This window comes from Lysobacter sp. Hz25, from assembly GCF_046097045.1.
GTDB lineage: Bacteria > Pseudomonadota > Gammaproteobacteria > Xanthomonadales > Xanthomonadaceae > Lysobacter > Lysobacter antibioticus_B.
The window spans coordinates 4363831-4380956 of the sequence record NZ_CP175666.1 but is presented as its reverse complement, the minus strand read 5'-3'; the positions used below and the strand labels follow the sequence as shown (position 1 = coordinate 4380956).

The 17126-nt window shown below is 68.0% G+C and carries 17 protein-coding genes; 5 read left to right on the top strand and 12 right to left on the bottom strand.

What is annotated here, in order from left to right; all coding sequences use genetic code 11:
• Nucleotides 1-142 precede the first annotated feature (142 nt).
• Nucleotides 143-1393 (bottom strand): imidazolonepropionase, encoded by a 1251-nt coding sequence (gene hutI, locus ACKN61_RS18025; RefSeq protein ID WP_408950686.1) that lies wholly within the window; start codon nt 1391-1393, stop codon nt 143-145.
• A gap of 135 nt (nt 1394-1528) precedes the next feature.
• On the opposite strand from hutI, the gene ACKN61_RS18020 reads away from it, so the two are divergent.
• Complete coding sequence (locus ACKN61_RS18020) at nt 1529-2809, top strand: formimidoylglutamate deiminase (RefSeq protein WP_408950685.1); 1281 nt, start codon at nt 1529-1531, stop codon at nt 2807-2809.
• A gap of 45 nt (nt 2810-2854) precedes the next feature.
• Here ACKN61_RS18020 and ACKN61_RS18015 read toward each other — a convergent pair whose 3' ends face one another.
• The 3 genes from ACKN61_RS18015 to ACKN61_RS18005 all read right to left on the bottom strand — a co-directional run bounded on the left by ACKN61_RS18015 (nt 2855) and on the right by ACKN61_RS18005 (nt 7342).
• Nucleotides 2855-3367 carry a methylated-DNA--[protein]-cysteine S-methyltransferase gene (locus ACKN61_RS18015; protein WP_031373015.1) on the bottom strand — a complete coding sequence of 171 codons (513 nt, stop codon included), beginning with the start codon at nt 3365-3367 and terminating at the stop codon, nt 2855-2857.
• A complete protein-coding gene (locus ACKN61_RS18010) occupies nt 3367-4941 on the bottom strand; it encodes an AlkA N-terminal domain-containing protein (protein WP_408950684.1) in 1575 nt (524 codons plus the stop codon). Before ACKN61_RS18010 ends, ACKN61_RS18015 begins: the two co-directional genes overlap by 1 nt.
• 1159 nt (nt 4942-6100) lie before the next feature.
• Nucleotides 6101-7342, bottom strand: coding sequence for an ectonucleotide pyrophosphatase/phosphodiesterase (locus ACKN61_RS18005; RefSeq protein ID WP_408950683.1), 1242 nt, complete (start codon nt 7340-7342; stop codon nt 6101-6103).
• A gap of 214 nt (nt 7343-7556) precedes the next feature.
• On the opposite strand from ACKN61_RS18005, the gene ACKN61_RS18000 reads away from it, so the two are divergent.
• Together ACKN61_RS18000 and ACKN61_RS17995 are read left to right on the top strand one after the other, a co-directional pair.
• Nucleotides 7557-8117, top strand: coding sequence for a YybH family protein (locus tag ACKN61_RS18000; RefSeq protein ID WP_408950682.1), 561 nt, complete (start codon nt 7557-7559; stop codon nt 8115-8117).
• 119 nt (nt 8118-8236) lie between these two features.
• A complete protein-coding gene (locus ACKN61_RS17995) occupies nt 8237-8575 on the top strand; it encodes a hypothetical protein (RefSeq protein ID WP_408950681.1) in 339 nt (112 codons plus the stop codon).
• 137 nt (nt 8576-8712) lie between these two features.
• On the opposite strand, the gene ACKN61_RS17990 is transcribed toward ACKN61_RS17995, so the two are convergent.
• Nucleotides 8713-9294 (bottom strand): TetR/AcrR family transcriptional regulator, encoded by a 582-nt coding sequence (locus tag ACKN61_RS17990; RefSeq protein ID WP_408950680.1) that lies wholly within the window; start codon nt 9292-9294, stop codon nt 8713-8715.
• A gap of 143 nt (nt 9295-9437) precedes the next feature.
• Here ACKN61_RS17990 and hutU point away from each other — a divergent pair, with 143 nt between their 5' ends.
• Complete coding sequence (hutU, locus tag ACKN61_RS17985; protein ID WP_408950679.1) at nt 9438-11108, top strand: urocanate hydratase; 1671 nt, start codon at nt 9438-9440, stop codon at nt 11106-11108.
• Between the two features lie 81 nt (nt 11109-11189).
• Here the strand turns inward: hutU and ACKN61_RS17980 are convergent, their stop codons facing one another.
• Entirely contained in the window at nt 11190-11684 is a 495-nt protein-coding gene (locus ACKN61_RS17980) for a hypothetical protein (protein ID WP_408950678.1), read from the bottom strand.
• A gap of 175 nt (nt 11685-11859) precedes the next feature.
• Complete coding sequence (locus tag ACKN61_RS17975; RefSeq protein ID WP_408950677.1) at nt 11860-12303, bottom strand: SRPBCC family protein; 444 nt, start codon at nt 12301-12303, stop codon at nt 11860-11862.
• A gap of 256 nt (nt 12304-12559) precedes the next feature.
• Here ACKN61_RS17975 and ACKN61_RS17970 point away from each other — a divergent pair, with 256 nt between their 5' ends.
• Nucleotides 12560-13984 carry an MATE family efflux transporter gene (locus tag ACKN61_RS17970; RefSeq protein ID WP_408950676.1) on the top strand — a complete coding sequence of 475 codons (1425 nt, stop codon included), beginning with the start codon at nt 12560-12562 and terminating at the stop codon, nt 13982-13984.
• Nucleotides 13985-14047: 63 nt separating this feature from the next.
• On the opposite strand, the gene ACKN61_RS17965 is transcribed toward ACKN61_RS17970, so the two are convergent.
• From ACKN61_RS17965 to ACKN61_RS17945, 5 genes are all read right to left on the bottom strand, one after another.
• Entirely contained in the window at nt 14048-14284 is a 237-nt protein-coding gene (locus ACKN61_RS17965; protein WP_408950675.1) for a hypothetical protein, read from the bottom strand.
• A 108-nt stretch (nt 14285-14392) separates the two neighbouring features.
• A complete protein-coding gene (locus tag ACKN61_RS17960) occupies nt 14393-14743 on the bottom strand; it encodes a VOC family protein (protein WP_408950674.1) in 351 nt (116 codons plus the stop codon).
• A gap of 29 nt (nt 14744-14772) precedes the next feature.
• Nucleotides 14773-15138 carry an alpha/beta hydrolase gene (locus tag ACKN61_RS17955; protein ID WP_408950673.1) on the bottom strand — a complete coding sequence of 122 codons (366 nt, stop codon included), beginning with the start codon at nt 15136-15138 and terminating at the stop codon, nt 14773-14775.
• A complete protein-coding gene (locus tag ACKN61_RS17950) occupies nt 15135-15650 on the bottom strand; it encodes a serine aminopeptidase domain-containing protein (protein WP_408950672.1) in 516 nt (171 codons plus the stop codon). Before ACKN61_RS17950 ends, ACKN61_RS17955 begins: the two co-directional genes overlap by 4 nt.
• Before the next feature lie 211 nt (nt 15651-15861).
• On the bottom strand, nt 15862-16827 hold the full coding sequence (locus tag ACKN61_RS17945; RefSeq protein WP_408950671.1) for a CsgG/HfaB family protein: 966 nt from the start codon (nt 16825-16827) through the stop codon (nt 15862-15864).
• Nucleotides 16828-17126: the final 299 nt, after the last annotated feature.

Below are 17126 nucleotides of genomic sequence, written 5' to 3'. Positions count from 1 at the left end.
CCGATCGCTGCGCAAGCGCGAGCAAGCCGGCGCAGCCCGGTGGAAGTCTCAAAATTCGATTCGGGACCGGGCCAACGCCGCAGGGAGCCGACGCGGTCGCGGCTCGCGCCGCTCCTACCCGCAGATCCCAGACGGCCGAACCTTAAAGGGCACCCGACAGCAATCGCCCACCCGCGAACACGCGTTGCGCCAGACCGCCACCGAGCCAGTAACACAGCTCCGAGGGGTGGCCGATGCGCCACTGCACGAAATCGGCGCGCGCGCCGACCCGCAGCACGCCGCGATCGGCCAGGCCGAGGGCGCGCGCCGCATGCACGGTGGCGCCGCGCAGGGCTTCTTCCGGGGTCAGGCGGAAATGCGTGCACGACAACTGCATGGCCTGGCGCATCGACAGCAAGGGCGAGGTGCCGGGGTTGCAGTCGGTCGCCACCGCCATCGCCACGCCGTGTTCGCGGAAGGCGTCGAGCGGTGGCAGTTTGGTTTCGCGCAGGACATGGAACGCGCCCGGCAGCAGCACCGCGACCGTGCCGTGCGCGGCCATCGCACGCACGCTGTCGAGCGAGGTGTGTTCGACATGGTCGGCCGACAGACCGTCGAAACTCGCGGCCAGGGCGGCGCCGCCGAGATCGCTGAGCTGGTCGGCGTGCAGTTTGACCGGCAGGCCGAGCGCGCGCGCGGCCTCGAACACACGACGGGTCTGCCCGGGGCTGAAGCCGATGCCCTCGCAGAACGCATCGACCGCGTCGATCAGGCCTTCGGCGTGCAGGCGCGGCATCCATGCGCAGACCGCGTCGATGTAATCGTCGGCGCGCCCGGCGTACTCGGGCGGCAAGGCATGCGCGGCCAGATAGGTCGCGCGCACCTCGACGCCAAGAGCCTCGCCGAGTGCGCGCGCCACCCGCAGCATCTTGCGTTCGTTATCGAAGTCCAGGCCGTAGCCGGACTTGATTTCCAGGGTGGTGGCGCCGTCGGCGAGCAGGGCGCGGGCGCGCGGCAGCGACTGGCGCAGCAATTCGGCTTCGTCGGCCGCGCGGGTCGCGCGCACGCTGGACACGATGCCGCCGCCGGCGCGGGCGATTTCTTCATAGCTCGCGCCCTGCAGGCGCTGCTCGAACTCGCGCGCGCGGTCGCCGGCGAAGACCAGGTGGGTGTGGCAGTCGACCAGGCCCGGGGTGATCCAGCCGTCGGCTTCGATCACGCTTTCGGCCAGGCTCGCCGGGTCGGCGCCGAGCGCGTTGCGCGGGCCGATGTGGGCGATGCGGCCGTCGCGCCAGGCCAGGGCGGCGTCGGCGATCTCGCCGTAGCCCTGCGTGGCGTCGAGGGTGGCCAGCGAGGCGCCGACGATGAGGCCGTCGTAGCGGCCGCCGCCGGCAGGATGGGATGCGGTGCTCATGGGCCGATTCTACATGGGCGATTCTGCCCGGCCGATTTCAGCCAGCCGACCATAGCCAGCCGACCTTGGCCAACCGATCCTGGCCGCCGCGCCACGACGGTCGCATCGCGCGCCCGCGCAGGCGAGAATGCGCGCATGACCACCTCAGACCAAGCCGCTCTCTGGACGCCCGCCGGCTGGCGCCGCGACGACACCATCATCGAACGCATCGTGCCGGGCGTCGCCAACCTGCATTCGCATGCTTTCCAGCGTGCGATGGCCGGCATGGCCGAGCGCCAGAGCGACCCCAAGGACAGTTTCTGGACCTGGCGCGAGACCATGTACCGCTTCGCCGGGCGTTTCACGCCGGAGTCGCTGCACGCGGTCGCCAGCCAGCTCTATGTCGAGATGCTCGAAGCCGGCTACACCACGGTCTGCGAATTCCACTACCTGCACCACGCCCCGGACGGCCGTCCTTATGCCGACCCGGCGGCGATGTCGCGCGCCCTGATCGAGGCCGCGCGCGAAACCGGCATCCGCATGACCTTGCTGCCGGTGCTGTACATGACCGGCGGTTTCGACGAACGCCCGCTCGGCGAGCGTCAGCGCCGTTTCGGCCATGACGTCGATGCTTATCTGCGTTTGCTCGACACTTTGCGCAGCGAGTCCGATGAACTGCTGAAGGTCGGTTGCTGCCTGCACAGCCTGCGCGCGGTGCCGGAGGCGCCGATGCGCGAGGTGCTGGCGGCGTTGCCGGACGACAGCCGCGTGCACGTGCACATCGCCGAACAAATCGCCGAAGTCGAGGACTGCCTGGCGATTCGCAAGGCGCGGCCGGTGCGCTGGTTGCTCGATCATGCCGAAGTCGACGAACGCTGGACCCTGGTGCACGCGACCCATCTCGATGCCGGCGAAGTGCGGGGCATCGCCGACAGCGGCGCGACCGTGGCGATCTGCACCACCACCGAGGCCAATCTCGGCGACGGTCTGTTCTCGCTGCGCGATTACCTCGACGCCGGCGGCGCCTGGGGCGTCGGTTCGGATTCGCATATCTCGGTATCGCCGGTCGAGGAGCTGCGTTGGCTCGAATACGGCCAGCGCCTGATCACGCGTCGCCGCAACATCGCGGTCGGCACGCATTCGACCAGCGTCGGCGAGACTTTGCTGCGCGGCGTGGTCGCGAGCGCCGAGCGCTCGACCGGCTTCGATGCGATCAGCCTGGCCGGCGATTTCCTCACCCTCGACCGCGACGCCCCGGCCTTCGCCGGCGCGACCGACGAGGATTACATCGACCGTTGGTTGTTCAGCGGCAACCGCAATCTGGTGCGCGAGGTCCATGTCGGCGGCCGCCAGGTCGTCGCCGAAGGCCGTCATCGCGATCGCGACGCGGTCGCCGCGCGTTACGGACGGACCTTGCGGGCCTTGCTCGCGGATTGAGGGATGTCCCGATCGGCGTCTTGCGCGAGCGTTGATCGCTCGCGCTCAGGCCGGTGCGAACAGATCGTCGATCGGTACCCGTCGAGGCAGCACGCCTTCGAGGGTCAGCAGGAATTCCTTGGTCGGCAAGCCACCACCGAAACCGGTCAGGCTGCCGTCGGAGCCGATCACGCGATGGCAGGGCAGCACGATCGGCAGCGGATTGCGGCCATTGGCCGCGCCGACCGCGCGCGTCGCGGTCGGTTGGCCGATATGGCGGGCCATCTGCGCATAGCTCCAGGTCTCGCCCCAGCGGATCTGCATCAGCGTGCGCCACACCTGCAACTGGAACGGCGTGCCGTGCGGCGCCAGCGGCAGATCGAATTCCTGGCGCGTGCCGGCGAAGTATTCGCCGAGTTGCTTGCGTGTTTCGAGCAGCACGCCGTTATCGCCCTCGTGCCAATCGGCGCCGCGCTTGACCGGATGCCAGGGTGCTTCGAACTCGATCACCCGCAGGCCGTCGTCGGCGCTGGCGAGCAGCAATTGGCCGACCGGGCTGTCGATGTGCTGGAACGTGATCATGCGGCTTTCCGGGGTTTCTTCGTGGCGCGCGCTGGTGCCGCGACCGGTCGAGTAGTGTCGCCGACAGCGTGACCGATCGGCACCGGCACGCTGTCGCGCCAGACGTGGATCACCGCATAGGCCCGCCACGGGCGCCAGGCTTCGGCGCGCGCGTTGAGCGCCTTCGCGCTCATCCGCACGCCGTCTTCGGGCACCGCTTTCTGCAGCACCAAGTCGTCGGCCGGGAACGCATCGGGGTGGCCGAGCGCGCGCATCGCGACGTAGTGCGCGGTCCACGGGCCGATGCCGGGCAGGGCGACCCAGCGAGCGACGAAATCGTCGAGGGTGCGTTCGGCGCGGAAATCGACGCGGCCTTCGAGCAAGGCGCGCGCCACCGTGCGCACGGTATCGGCGCGGGCGCGGGTCAGGCCGATCTGGGTGAGATCGGCATCGGCCAAGGCTTCCGGTGTCGGGAACAGATGTTCGAGGCCGGCGGCGAAAGGCTTGGGCAGGGCCTGGCCGAACTGCTGTGCGAGCCGCGTCGCCAGGGTGCGCGCGGCGGCGACGCTGACCTGTTGGCCGAGAATCGCGCGCACCGAGATCTCGAAACCGTCCCAACCGCTCGGCAGGCGCAGCCCTGGGCGTTTCGCCAGCAAGGGCTTGAGGCGCGGATCGACCGAGAGCGCTGCGGCGATCGCGTTCGGATCGGCGTCGAGATCGAACATGCGGCGCAGGCGATTGGTGATTTCGAGCAGACGCGCCGGCTTCGGCCCGTGCAGTTCCAGTTTCAGCGCGTGCTCGCCGCCGGGCCAGGCGCTGACGCGCAGCCAGCCGGGCGCTTCGATCGGCCCGATTACCCGGCTGTAGCTGTGCGCGTCGACCACTTCGACGCCGGGCAGGGCGCGGCCGCGCAGGAAGTCGAGCATCGCCGCGAAATCGTAGGGCGGGCGATAGCCCAGGCGCAGGGTCAGGGTATTGCCGTCGCCGTCGGGGCTTTCGTTCGGGCGCCGACGCAGATCGCGCGGCGCCATCCGGTAGGCCTCGCGGAACGTGGTGTTGAAACGGCGCAGGCTGCCGAAGCCGGCGGCCATCGCCACCTCGGTGATCGGCAGGCGGGTTTCGGTCAACAGTTGCTTGGCGAACAACAACCGCCGCGTGCCGTGCACGCCGATCGGCGGCGCGCCGAGGCGTTCGACGAACAAGCGCCGCAGTTGGCGCTCGCCCACGCCGACGCGTTCGGCCAAGGCGGCCAGCGGCTGATCGGCCAGCAAGCCTTCGTCGATGAGCTTGAGCGCACGCGCCACCGCGGCGTCGCCGCGGCGCCATGCGCCTTCGCCCGGCGACAACTCCGGACGACAGCGCAGACAGGGCCGGAAACCGGCGGCTTCCGCGGCCGCGGCATGGCCGTAATAGACCACGTTCTCGCGCTTGGCCGCGGGCGCCGGGCAGACCGGCCGGCAATAGATGCCGGTGCTGGTGACGGCGGTGAAGAACAGGCCGTCGAAGCGCGGATCGCGGCTGAAGCGTGCCTGTTCGCAGACGCGCCAATGCGGCAGCGAGGCGGTCGGGGCGGGGGTGATGGGGGCGTCCATGAAGCAAGGCTAGCACCGGCGAGGGGACGGGACTCGCCGGATTCGGACATCAATACTGAAGGGGGTGTACTTGGCTTGCGGAGCCGATATGCGGGGGAGATCGGGAGCTGGCTTTGGCTGGAGCGGTCGGAGCGACGCGAGCCGCGAGCACGGGGTGTCCAGCTGACGCGGTCCAGTTGCCCGATGCTGTCGTACTAGCTCTAGCTCTAGCTCTAGCCCTATGTCCTAGTCCTAGTCCTAGTTCTAGTTCTAGTTCTAGTCCTAGCTGTTGCTGTTGCTGTGCGTCGCCACGTATTCGCGAAGGCTAAAGAAGACCCGGAGGGCGGCGCGCAGGGATGCGCGCCGTTTTTCATCGGGACAGGGATGTCCCGTATGAAAAATCCCCGCGGATGCATCGAACGTGCGGGCCCTTGATTCAAAGAAAAGCATTTTTCTTTGGTTAGCTTTCTTTTGTTGCTTATGACAAAAGAAAGTAACCCGCCGCTTTAGTGGCGGAAGCTTTTGGCGTTTGATTTAGATATTGATCTTGCTTGAGTGAGGCGCCGCAAGGCCGCCACAGCGTGGTCGCGACTTGCGTCGCTCCTACCCTGGTGGGCTGCGGCCGGCATCGATGCGAAACTGATGCGACGCGGTCGCGACTTACGTCGCTCCTACAGGGGAAGGATTCGCGACGCTTTCTTCTTCAGGCAAGAGCAAAGCTTCCGTCCGCTAACGCGGCCGGGTTACTTTCTTTTGCTAAGCCCAAAAGAAAGGTAACCAAAGAAAAGGGCTCTCCTTGCAAGGGCACAGGCCACGAGTGCGGTGCTGTCGCCGGGATTTTCCGATAAGACGTCCCTGTCTTATCGGAAAACGCCGCACGTCCTGTGCGGCGCCCTCCGGGTCTCCAAGTGTTCTCGCGAGCTCGGTACTGCGCCAAGCTTTCACGACAACGACAACGACAACGACAACGACAACGGCGAGCGCGATTGCCGGGGCTTGGTTTTAGGGTAGGAGCGGCGCGAGCCGCGACCGCGAGGCTTCGTTCTCGCGGCGCTGCCGTCTGTCGCCCTGGTAGGAGCGGCGTCCTACTGGATTTCCTTCGATCATAAGCCGCGACCCCGCAGAGGCGCTGTCGGCTCGGCGCGTTGCGGTTCCGTGTAGGTCCGCGCCGCGCTCGCGCTCAGGGTTCCCGCAACGCCGGCAGCAGCGGCGCGATATCGCCGTCGTTGTGCGCGGCAGGGATGCCGATCAGGCGCGCCAGCAGCGGGTACACGTCGACGTTGTCGATCGCCGGAATCGTCGCGCCACGTTTGAAGGCGGGGCCTCGGGCGACGAAGATCGCGCGCATCGAGGGCAGGGCGGGGTCGAAGCCGTGCGAGCCTCGCGTTTGCCCGAGGCCGTCCTTGGGCAGTTTCTCGCGTTCGATCGCATCCCAGCCTTCGTGCATCTGGCAAACGATCGGCGGGACCCGCGGGTGGGTGCCGTAGTGCCAATGCTCGGGCAGTTCGGCCTTGCGCCAGCAGTCGTAGGTCACATGAGGGCCGAGCAGGCGTTGTTCGACTTCGGCTTCGTGGCCGCGGTTGGGGATGATGCCGATCGATTGGCCGAGCGAAGTCACCACCGCTTGTTCCGGGGTGACCATGTCTTCGACCGCGATGCGCTGGCCCGGGGCGACTTCGGCCATGCCGTGATCGGATACCAGGACGATATTGACCTGGTCGAGTTGCTTGCGTGCGGCCAGGCCGTCGAGCAGGCGGCCGATGGCGGCGTCGATGCGGGCCAGGGCCTCGCGCACTTGCGGGGAGTTCGGGCCGTGGTCGTGGCCTTCGTGGTCGAGAGCGTCGAAGTACAGGGTCGCCACATGCGGGCGCGTCGAGGCGGGTTCGCCGAGCCAGGCCAGCACTTCGTCGACGCGGGCGTTCTCGTCGATGGCGGCGTCGAACGGGCGCCAGCGGTTCGGGCGCAGGCCGTGGATCGGCGCTTCGCTGCCGGGCCAGAACAGGGTCGCGCTGCGCAGGCCGGCTTTTTGCGCGCCGATCCAGATCGGCTCGCCGCCGTTCCACCAGCGCGTTTCGCCGACGGCGTTGCGGTCGGAAATCTTGAAGCGCCCCAGTTGTTCGTCGCTCATGCTGTTGTGGACGACGCCGTGGTGGTCGGGACGCAGGCCGGTGACCAGGGTGTAGTGGTTCGGGAAGGTCAGCGAGGGATACGACGGGGTCATCCACTGCGCGCGCACGCCTTCGCCGGCGAAGCGTTCGATGTGCGGGGTCAGGCCGAGCTCGAAATAGCTCGCGCGGAAACCGTCGATCGAGATCAGCAGCAGCGGGGTATCGGCCGGCGGCGCCACGCGGGTGGGCGGAGCGCAGGCGGCGAGGACGAGAACGAGCAGGGCGGACGCAGCCGCGGAAAGAATCGAACGCATCGCGACATGATAACGGCAGCCGGTTGCCGGCCGATGTCAGGCCGGCGGCGAGGGCGGCCGCGCGGCGAGCGGCCAGAGTCGGCATGGCTTTGGGCACGGCTTTGGGCACGGCTCTGGGCATGATTTTGGGTATGACCCTCGGCATGACTTCCGTCGCTGGCGGGCCGGCCGGGGCGAGTCGATAGTGGGCACAGCCCGCCACCGAGTCGCCGCCATGCGCCCTGTCGTCCGCGCCGCCCGCTTGTCCCTGCCGTTGTCGTTCGCGTTGATCGCGGTAGCGGCCGCGGCGCAGACGCCGCCGAAGCCGCTGCCGGTGGCGCCGCTCAGCGACGACGAATGCGCGGTGTGGGCGCGCGAACTCAGTTTCGCCGCCTCGATCGCCGAGCACGACGCTAAGGCCTTCGCCGCGCATCTGCACGAGCAGGCCGCGTTCGGTTCGGGCAGCCCGCAACCGACCCGCGGCCGCGACGAGATCGCCCAGCGTTGGGCCGGCCTGATCGAGGGCAAGACTCTGCGCCTGCGTTGGTACCCGACCCGGGTCACGATCGGCGGCGCGCGCGATGTCGCCTGGTCGACCGGGCCGGCGCTGTACCAGAAGCTGGAACCCGGCGCCGAGCCGCGTTACTCGATCGGCGCCTATCAGTCGGTCTGGCACCGCGGCCAGGACGGGGTCTGGCGGGTGTTGTTCGACGACGACCTGGTTCCGCGGCCGGCCACCGAGGCCGAGGCCATGGCCTTCCAGAACGGCCGCCGCGAGGCTTGTCCGCGAGGCTGACACGCGCCTAAACGGCTGGCGCCCGGGCAGGTTCCCGGGTCGCGGCGGAGGCGTATCGTGGCTTGGCACACCAGTCGAAACGCGTATCGAAGCCCGTGCCCGTCCACAGGAGCCGTCCCATGAAACGTCTGATGTTCGCTGCGCTGCTGAGCGCTTTCGCGTTCGCAGCGACCGCGCAAACCACCGCCGCGCAGGTCGATGCCCAGGTCGAGGCGAAGGCTTCCGTGCCGGCCGTCGCCGAAGTCGATGCTCAGGCCGACACCCGCCTCGCGGCGAAGACCGAGCAGCGCAAACACGACCCGAATTGCCTGCGCCACACCGGCTCGCGCTTGCAGCCGCGCGGCAAGGACGGCTGCATCGGCGGCGCCGGCCGCAGTTACAGCCGCGACGACCTCGACCGCACCGGCGAAGTCGACGTAGGCGAAGCGCTGCGCAAGCTCGATCCGCGCCTGTACTGAGCGCCCGAGCGCAGCGCGGATCGCGCAACGGTTCCGGTCCGGACGAGAGTCCGGGCCGTCCTGAAGCCCGGCCTCGTGCCGGGCTTTTTTGTATGCACGATGCCCGGCCTCGTGCCGGGCCTTTTTGTGCGCGCCTGTCAGGCCCCGATGCCGTCGAGCAACCGCTGCAGCGAGGCCTCGTAGAAGCGGCGGAACTCGCGTTCGTCGTAACTGAAGCGGCCGGCGCGATACAGCGCGATCAAACCGTGGGTATGCGCCCACAAGCTCATCGCGATGTCCCAGGCATCGCCCGCACGCAGGCGGCCGGCTTGCTGCGCTTCGATCACTACGTCGGCGACCACGTTCAAGGTCGGCGAACGGCGCGCGCGGAAATCCTCCGGGAACCTGCGCGCCTGCTCGCGCCGCATCGAGAATGCATGGTCGAACAGATGCGGATGGGCCAGGGCGTAGTCGAGGTAGATGCGTTGCACCGCGAGCAGACGCGCGATCACGTCGCTGCCGTCGTTGCGTGCGCTCCAGTGGCGGGCGATCTCGTGGAAGCTGTCGTCGCTGATGCGTTGGAGCAGGGCCTCGCGGTTCGGGAAGTGGCGATAGATCGCCATCGGCGTGATGCCGACCGCCTTGGCGATGGCGCGCATGGTCACCGCTTCGACGCCGCTGCGCTCGAACAGGGCGCGGGCGGCGCGCAGGATGCGGTCGGCGGTGGCGGGCGCGCTCATGTATACAGCGTATACATTTTCTCGCCGATGCGGCAAATCGGGGCGGAATACGCGCTTGCCGGCGTCTCGCGGCGGCCGCGGCGCTGGCTAGGCTCGAGAGCGCAGCGCGATAATTCCCGTCTCTCAAGCAGATCGGAATCGCCATGTCCGCCGCCACCCGCAACGATCCCAGCCGCGTCGTCCGCGCCCCGCGCGGCAGCGAGAAGAGCTGCAAGTCCTGGCTCAGCGAAGCCGCGTTCCGCATGATCCAGAACAACCTCGACCCGGACGTGGCCGAGAACCCGGCCGAGCTGGTGGTCTACGGCGGCATCGGCCGCGCCGCGCGCGATTGGGAATCCTTCGATGCGATCCTCAAGTCGTTGCGCGAGCTCGACGACAGCGAAACCCTGCTGATCCAGTCGGGCAAGCCGGTCGGCATTTTCCGCACCCATGCCGACGCGCCGCGCGTGCTGTTGGCCAATTCCAACCTGGTGCCGCACTGGGCGACCTGGGAGCACTTCAACGAGCTCGATAAGAAGGGCTTGATGATGTACGGCCAGATGACCGCCGGCAGCTGGATCTATATCGGCTCGCAAGGCATCGTCCAGGGCACATACGAGACCTTCGTCGAGATGGGCCGCCAGCATTACGGCGGCAGTCTGGTCGGCAAGTGGATCCTGACCGCGGGCCTGGGCGGCATGGGCGGCGCGCAGCCGCTGGCCGCCTCGTTGGCCGGTGCCTGCTCGCTCAACATCGAATGCAAGCAGAGCAGCATCGACATGCGCCTGCGCACGCGTTACGTCGACGAGCAGGCCACCGACCTCGACGACGCGCTCGCGCGCATCGCCAAGTACACCGCCGCCAGCGAAGCCAAGTCGATCGCCTTGCTCGGCAATGCCGCCGAAGTGCTGCCCGAGCTGGTCCGCCGCGGCGTGCGTCCGGACGCGGTGACCGACCAGACCAGCGCCCACGATCCGGTCCACGGCTATCTGCCGATCGGCTGGACGGTCGATAAGTGGCTGAGCGAACAGAAGAACAACCCCGAAGGCGTGCGCGACGCGGCCAAGAAGTCGATGCGCGTGCACGTCGAGGCGATGCTGGCGTTCCAGCAGCAGGGCATTCCGACCTTCGACTACGGCAACAACATCCGCCAGATGGCGCAAGACGAAGGCTGCAGCAACGCCTTCGATTTCCCCGGCTTCGTGCCGGCCTACGTGCGGCCGCTGTTCTGCCGCGGCGTCGGCCCGTTCCGCTGGGTCGCGCTGAGCGGCGATCCCGAGGACATCTACAAGACCGACGCCAAGGTCAAGGAACTGATTCCCGACGACGAGCACCTGCACCGCTGGCTCGACATGGCGCGCGAGCGCATCAGCTTCCAGGGCTTGCCGGCGCGCATCTGCTGGGTCGGCCTGGGCTTGCGCGACAAGCTCGGCCTGGCTTTCAACGAGATGGTGCGCAACGGCGAGTTGAAGGCGCCGGTGGTCATCGGCCGCGATCATCTCGACAGCGGCTCGGTGGCTTCGCCGAACCGCGAGACCGAGGCGATGAAGGACGGCAGCGACGCGGTCAGCGACTGGCCCCTGCTCAACGCCATGCTCAACGTGGCCGGCGGCGCGACCTGGGTCTCGCTGCACCACGGCGGCGGCGTGGGCATGGGGTATTCGCAGCACTCCGGCGTGGTCATCGTCTGCGACGGCAGCAAGGAAGCCGATCAGCGCATCGCCCGGGTGCTGTGGAACGACCCCGGCACCGGCGTCATGCGCCATGCCGATGCCGGTTACGAGATCGCCCAGCAGTGCGCCAAGGAGCGCGGACTGAAGCTGCCGATGCTCTGATCGCCATCGATCGGCCCGGCCGATCGCAGCGGATGGAAAACGGCCCGGATTCCGGGCCGTTTTCGTTGCACGACCGCCTGCTCAGTCCGCCGGCGACCACTCGACTTCGAACAGATGCCGCTGGCCCGGAAAGGCCTCTTGCTCGGACACCGCCGGGCGAAATTCGCCGCGCATCTTCAGGGCCTGCGCCGAGCGATGCTCGATCTCGCCATTCAACAGCTGCCTGAGTTCGTTATAGCGCGGATCGTAGTGACCATAGGACGGGCGCGATTCCCGGAGCACGCGGCCGGAGTGGAAATCGGATTCCCAGCGCCGCCAGATCGCCCACTCTTCCTGGGCCAGGGCGAAGGTGCCCTCGTCGAACGGAGTCAGCACGAAGCTGTCGGTGTAGGCGTATTCGTGCTCGTCGTAGACGCCGCTGAAGTGGAAGGGGCGGCCGCCGTAATCGGCGATGCCGCTGCGCGGCCCTTCCCAATACTCCCAGATCATGTGCACGCGTTCGTAGGCCATGTCGTCGCCGTGTCGGAGGAGTCGAGCGAAGGCCGGTGCGTCGTCGGTCTTCGCCAGTGACGCCATGATACGAGGCGGATCCGATGCGATGAACCCGCAGCGGCGCGCTATGCGGCCAGACCAGGACTCGCCGCTTGCGGCCTTTGCGTTCGCCGCGGCGCACGATGCCCGGGCGGCCCGGTTCCCCGGGCCGCTCGTGGTTCGCAGTCGGATCCGCGATGGCGGCGCCGGGCCGCGCCGCTCAGCCCGGGATCGTCGGCTCGACCAACCGCTCCAACAGGGTCAGCGACTCCTGCCAGCCGAGGTAGCACTGCTCGGCCGGGATCACGTCGGGGATGCCTTCCTGCACGATCTGCACATCGGTGCCGCAGGACACCGCGCGCAATGTGATCGTGGTCACCATGGTGCCGGGCAGGTTGAGGTCGTCGAAGCGGTCGTCGTGGACGATGCGTTCGTTCGCCACCAGCTCCAGATAGGTGCCGCCGAAAGCGTGGCTGCCGCCGCTCGAGAAATTGGTGAAGGCCATGCGGTACTTGCCGCCGACCCGCGCATCCAGCTCGTGCACGGTGCAGGTGAAACCGTCCGGCGGCAGCCATTTCGCCAAGGCGGCGGCATCGAGGAAGGCGCGGTAGATGCGCTCGGGCGGGGCGGTGAATACGCGGTGCAAACGGACGGTGCCAGGCATGGGTAGTCTCCGTAACGAGGTGAAGCCCTCACTGTGTCCGACGAACGCGAGGGGCCTGAATCGACATTCGCATCGGATCGCCTCGCAGACGGCCGCGAGGCGGCGGCGCGCGGGTTCAGGTTGTAGCGCACAGCGCAGGGAAGAGGAAAGCCGGCGCTGTGTCGATCTGTAGTCCTGCGGTTCGTCGTACTGTTGTCACTGGCGCATCGGGCAGGTCGCCCTATCATCCGTCGGTGCGACCCAACAGGAGCACGCGATGAGTCAAGAACCCACAGCCGCCCTGGCCGAGCCGGCGCCGCACACGCTTTGGAGCGACCTGCGCGACGCCGTCCGCGGCACCGATGCGGACTACACCAAGATCCCCTTGCGGCGCGCGGTGTTCCTGCTCGCGGTGCCGATGGTGCTGGAGCTGGTGCTGGAATCGACCTTCGCCGTGGTCGACATCTTCTTCGTCGCCAAGCTGGGGCCGTCGGCGGTGGCGACAGTAGGCCTGACCGAGAGTTATCTGTTCCTGCTGTATGCGCTGGCCATGGGCCTGGCGATGGCGGTGACCGCGGTGGTGGCGCGGCGCATCGGCGAGGGCAAGCGCGAGGACGCGGCGATCACCGCGGTGCAGGCGATCTTCATCGCCGTGCTGGTGTCGTTGCTGCCGGCGCTGGCCGGCATCTTCTACGCCCAGGACCTGCTGCGGCTGATGGGCGCCGACGCCTGGAGCATCGAGCACGGTTATCGCTATACCCAATGGATGCTCGGCGGCAACGCGGTGATCATGCTGTTGTTCGTCATCAACGCGATCTTCCGCGGCGCCGGCGACGCGGCCATCGCGATGCGCGTGCTGTGGTTGTCGAACGGCCTCAACATCCTGCTGTGCCCGCTGCTGATCTTCGGCCTCGGGCCGGTGCCGGCGCTCGGCATCGAGGGCGCGGCCATCGCCACCAACATCGGCCGCGGCATCGGCGTGCTGTTTCAGCTGTGGGTGTTGTTCCGCGGCGGCAAGCACATCCGGGTGACGCTGGCGCAGTTCGTCTGGCGCGGCGCGATGCTGTGGAACATCGTGCGCACCTCGCTCGGCGGCGTCGGCCAGATGATCGTGGCGATGACCTCGTGGATCTTCCTGATGCGCATCCTGGCCAGCATCGGCAGCGAGGCGGTGGCCGGGGCGACCATCGCCATCCGCATCATGATGTTCACGATGATGCCGGCCTGGGGCATGTCCAATGCCGCCGCGACCCTGGTCGGCCAGAACCTCGGCGCCGGCCAGCCGGAGCGCGCCGAGGCTTCGGTGTGGCATATCGGCTGGTACAACATGGCCTACCTGGTCGTGGTGTCGGTGCTGTTCTTCCTCTTTCCGACGCAGTTGGTCGCGTTCTTCACCGACGATCCGCAGGTGGTGACGATCGGCGCCGAATGGCTGCGCATCCTGTCCTACTCGTTCTTCATCTACGGCTGGTGGATGGTGACGGTGCAGGCCTTCAACGGCGCCGGCGACACGATGACGCCGACCAAGATCAACGTCGTGTTTTTCTGGCTGATCCAGATTCCGCTGTCCTACGTGCTGGCGATCACCCTGGACTGGCAGCACTCGGGGGTGTTCTGGGGCGTGTTCGTCTCGGAGACCTCGGTCGGCGTGTTCACGCTGTGGCTGTTCACCCGCGGGCGTTGGAAAACGGCGCAGGTGTAGCGGCGGGCGCCGTCATCGGGTGCCGTCATCCGCGATGGATCGCGCAGGCCGATGCCTGCGCGATCACGCGCCGGAATGCAGATACCAATACGCCGCAGCGCAGGCGGCGATGAAGGCGAGCCAGGCGAGGCCTCCGGCCCAGGCGAACAAGGGGTGGTTCGGCGCACGCGTGCGCAGCATCGGAAACAGCAGCAACCAGCCGGTCCAGTACGACAGCATCCGCATCGCTTTCCACGCCAGCTCGAGACCGGCCTCGAACACGCTGCGCAGGGCGAATTCCCCCAGGAAATCCAAGGCCATGCACTGTTCCCTCAGCCGCTGTCCAAGCGCCGAGCTTAGAGCCTGGCCGGGGCTGCGGAGTGAGCGCCGGCTGAAACGCTGCTGCCCAGCCGTCAGGGCCGGCCGGGTTCAGCGGTCCGACCACACCGCCAGTTCGTAGCCGTCCGGGTCGATGAAATGGAAGCGGCGGCCGCCGGGGAATTCGTGGCTGGCGACGATCTTCGCGCCGGTGGCTTCGACGCGGCCTTGCGCCTGCGCGAGGTCGTCGGCGTACAGCACGATCAAGGCGCCGCCCGGGCGCGGCGCGCCGTGGGTGCTGAAGCCGCCCTTCATGCGGCCGTCGTCGAACTCGCAGTAGTCCGGGCCGTAGTCGGTGAAGGTCCAGTCGAAGGCCGCGCCGTAGAAGGCCTTGGAGGCGGCGATGTCGGCGACGGTGAATTCGAGGTAGTCCAGGCGCAGATTGCGGTCGGAAGCGGTCATGGCGGTTCCTGTCGGAGGGGAATGGCGAATCAGCCGGCCGGGCGCGGACGGACTTGCTCGGCGAGAAATCCGCCCAGCGCGCGGCGGAACTCCGGCGAGTCGGCGGCGTTCGTATGATCGCGCGCGGGCACGATCAGCAGCCGCTTGCGCTCTGCGGGCTGCGGCGTCGCCTCGTACAGCGCCTCGGCGAAGCGCGGCGGCGTGGCGGTGTCGTTCTCGCCGGCGACGAACAGCACCGGCTCGTCCAGGGTGGCGACGACGTGGTGGTTGCCCTGGCCGGCCAAGGCGCCCGCCGGCGCGACACGCCGGACCAGGATGCGCGCCCATAGTTTCTGCCGAGAGCGCATGTACGCGCCCCAGTCCTCGAAGTTGGTCACCGAGCTTTCCAGGATCAAGCCGTCGAGATGGCGCGCCGCGGCGACTTGCCGGCCATGAAGCTGCCCAGCGAATGGCCGTGCACGATCAGCGGCACGGCGCCCAGCTCGGGCTCCGCGCGCAGGCTGTCGTAGACGGCGGTCGCGTCGGCCAGCAAGGCCTCCAGCGAGGCGGTGCCGGTGCTGGCGCCATAGCCGCGGTGATCGACCAGGACGAAGTTGACCGGCGCTTCGGCATAGGCTTTGGCGGTGGTCGCGGCATGCTTGGCCACGGTGTAGCCGTTGCCGCCGAAATACAGCACCGAGGCGACCGCGTCGCTGCGCAGGAAACGCAACGAATACAGCTGCGCGCCGTCGGCGGCGGCGATACGGGTTTCCTCGATGCGATAAGCCGGAAGCTGGGCGCGCAATGCGGCCAGATCGGCCGAGGGCGCCGCGCGCGGGATCACGATGTTGTCCTCGCGCACGTGCCAGGTGCAGGCGGACAGGCCGACGACGAGCCACAACGAACACAGACGGCGGACGAGCTGCATGGTTCCTCCCTGAGAATGACGCTGCGTTGCCTGGCCGGCCCGCGGCGGACGATGCCGTTGTGCGCCGGCTCGCATGTATCGCCGATTGCCCGGCCGAAAGAAAGTGGGCCGGAGGGCTGGGCGATCGGGCGATGCGGTGCGGCGAGTGACGCGCCAACGAAAAAGGCCGCCGGTTTCCCGGCGGCCTTCGCGCACGCGAACGAATCGCGGCTTACTTCGACAGTTCCAGCGCCAGCGAAGAGACCCAGCCCTTGTTGCCGAGTTCGTCTTCGACTTCCCACATCGCACCCTGCTTGGTGCCGGTGGGGTAGAGCATCATGCCCGGGTCGAGCGGACGCACGACCTTGCCGCTGCCGGAGGCGTTGGCGAACAGGCGCGCGGCCTTGACCACGGTGACGGCCTGCTGCGAGTTCGATGCCGACGGGTTGCCCGACAGGCCGCCGAGTTCGGTCACCAGATTGGTGTAGGCCTGCAGGTAGGCCATGGTGATGACCTGGCCGACTTCGGTGTTGGCATAGCCCGACACGCCGGCGCCGCCGAGGCCGCTGCTGCCGAACAGCGCGCCGCTGGCGCCGAAGCCGATGTCGGTCTTCTTGGCGCTGCCTTCGGCCATCGCGACCTGCTCGGACGAGCGCACGTCGGTCACGGTCAGGACCACGTCGGCGGTCTTCTTGCTGAAGTTGAGGTTGCTCGCCACCGCGCCGGCTTTGCCGCCGATCAGGCCGCCGAGCAGGCCGCCGATCGCGTTGCCGCCGGCGTTGCTGTTCTTGGAGATCAGGTCGGGCACCAGCACGTAGTCGGCGGCGCGGACCTGGCCCTTGCCGATGTTGGACTTGTTGCGCAGCTGGCCGCTGGAGGCGAGCTCGCGTTCGCGCATCGCCATGTCCATGCCGGCGCCGCGGTCGACCAGGGTGAAGCAACGCGACTTCTGCACGAACACCTTGATCAGCTTGCTCGGCGCCGGCAGTTGCTGGCCGCTCCACCAGTTGACCGTGTCTTCCGGCTCGATCACCGAGATCGCGCCCAGGTTCTTCGAGCAGGTCGGAATCTGGTTCATTTTTTCCGCACGCAGATCCTGCGCGCTCTTTCTCTGCGCCCAGCTCGGCGCGGCGCTCAGCGCCATGCCCAGCCCGATCACGCATGCCACCGCTTGAATTCCCCTGCTTGCCGTCTTCATCGTTTCTTCCTTAATACTGCTTTCCTGTTTGCCGCGACACGATGATCGCGACGCCTGACGGAGTCCGTTCGTCACCCGGCTTGCGCTGCGCGTGCAGCGGGAGGTCGCCGGGGGCCCCAGACGAAGTCGGCCGCGATGGATCGCGCCCGAGTGGAGACTCGCCCGCCAATGTTAACGTGATCGCCGTTCTATTCAGGCCACCCCACCTGTCTACTCTGACAGGCGGTCGCGGCCGGCGAGACGCGGCTGGCCTACAAGGGCGAGCGCCTTGCGCCGCACCGTTTCCCATCGAGTCCACG

Bases quoted from the DNA above. Each gene is read 5' to 3' on its own strand.
- hutI (WP_408950686.1), bottom strand. From the start codon at position 1,393: ATGAGCACCGCATCCCATCCTGCCGGCGGCGGCCGCTACGACGGCCTC.
- ACKN61_RS18020 (WP_408950685.1), top strand. From the start codon at position 1,529: ATGACCACCTCAGACCAAGCCGCTCTCTGGACGCCCGCCGGCTGGCGC.
- ACKN61_RS18010 (WP_408950684.1), bottom strand. From the start codon at position 4,941: ATGGACGCCCCCATCACCCCCGCCCCGACCGCCTCGCTGCCGCATTGG.
- ACKN61_RS18005 (WP_408950683.1), bottom strand. From the start codon at position 7,342: ATGCGTTCGATTCTTTCCGCGGCTGCGTCCGCCCTGCTCGTTCTCGTC.
- ACKN61_RS18000 (WP_408950682.1), top strand. From the start codon at position 7,557: ATGCGCCCTGTCGTCCGCGCCGCCCGCTTGTCCCTGCCGTTGTCGTTC.
- ACKN61_RS17995 (WP_408950681.1), top strand. From the start codon at position 8,237: ATGAAACGTCTGATGTTCGCTGCGCTGCTGAGCGCTTTCGCGTTCGCA.
- ACKN61_RS17990 (WP_408950680.1), bottom strand. From the start codon at position 9,294: ATGAGCGCGCCCGCCACCGCCGACCGCATCCTGCGCGCCGCCCGCGCC.
- hutU (WP_408950679.1), top strand. From the start codon at position 9,438: ATGTCCGCCGCCACCCGCAACGATCCCAGCCGCGTCGTCCGCGCCCCG.
- ACKN61_RS17980 (WP_408950678.1), bottom strand. From the start codon at position 11,684: ATGGCGTCACTGGCGAAGACCGACGACGCACCGGCCTTCGCTCGACTC.
- ACKN61_RS17975 (WP_408950677.1), bottom strand. From the start codon at position 12,303: ATGCCTGGCACCGTCCGTTTGCACCGCGTATTCACCGCCCCGCCCGAG.
- ACKN61_RS17970 (WP_408950676.1), top strand. From the start codon at position 12,560: ATGAGTCAAGAACCCACAGCCGCCCTGGCCGAGCCGGCGCCGCACACG.
- ACKN61_RS17965 (WP_408950675.1), bottom strand. From the start codon at position 14,284: ATGGCCTTGGATTTCCTGGGGGAATTCGCCCTGCGCAGCGTGTTCGAG.
- ACKN61_RS17960 (WP_408950674.1), bottom strand. From the start codon at position 14,743: ATGACCGCTTCCGACCGCAATCTGCGCCTGGACTACCTCGAATTCACC.
- ACKN61_RS17950 (WP_408950672.1), bottom strand. From the start codon at position 15,650: ATGCAGCTCGTCCGCCGTCTGTGTTCGTTGTGGCTCGTCGTCGGCCTG.
- ACKN61_RS17945 (WP_408950671.1), bottom strand. From the start codon at position 16,827: ATGAAGACGGCAAGCAGGGGAATTCAAGCGGTGGCATGCGTGATCGGG.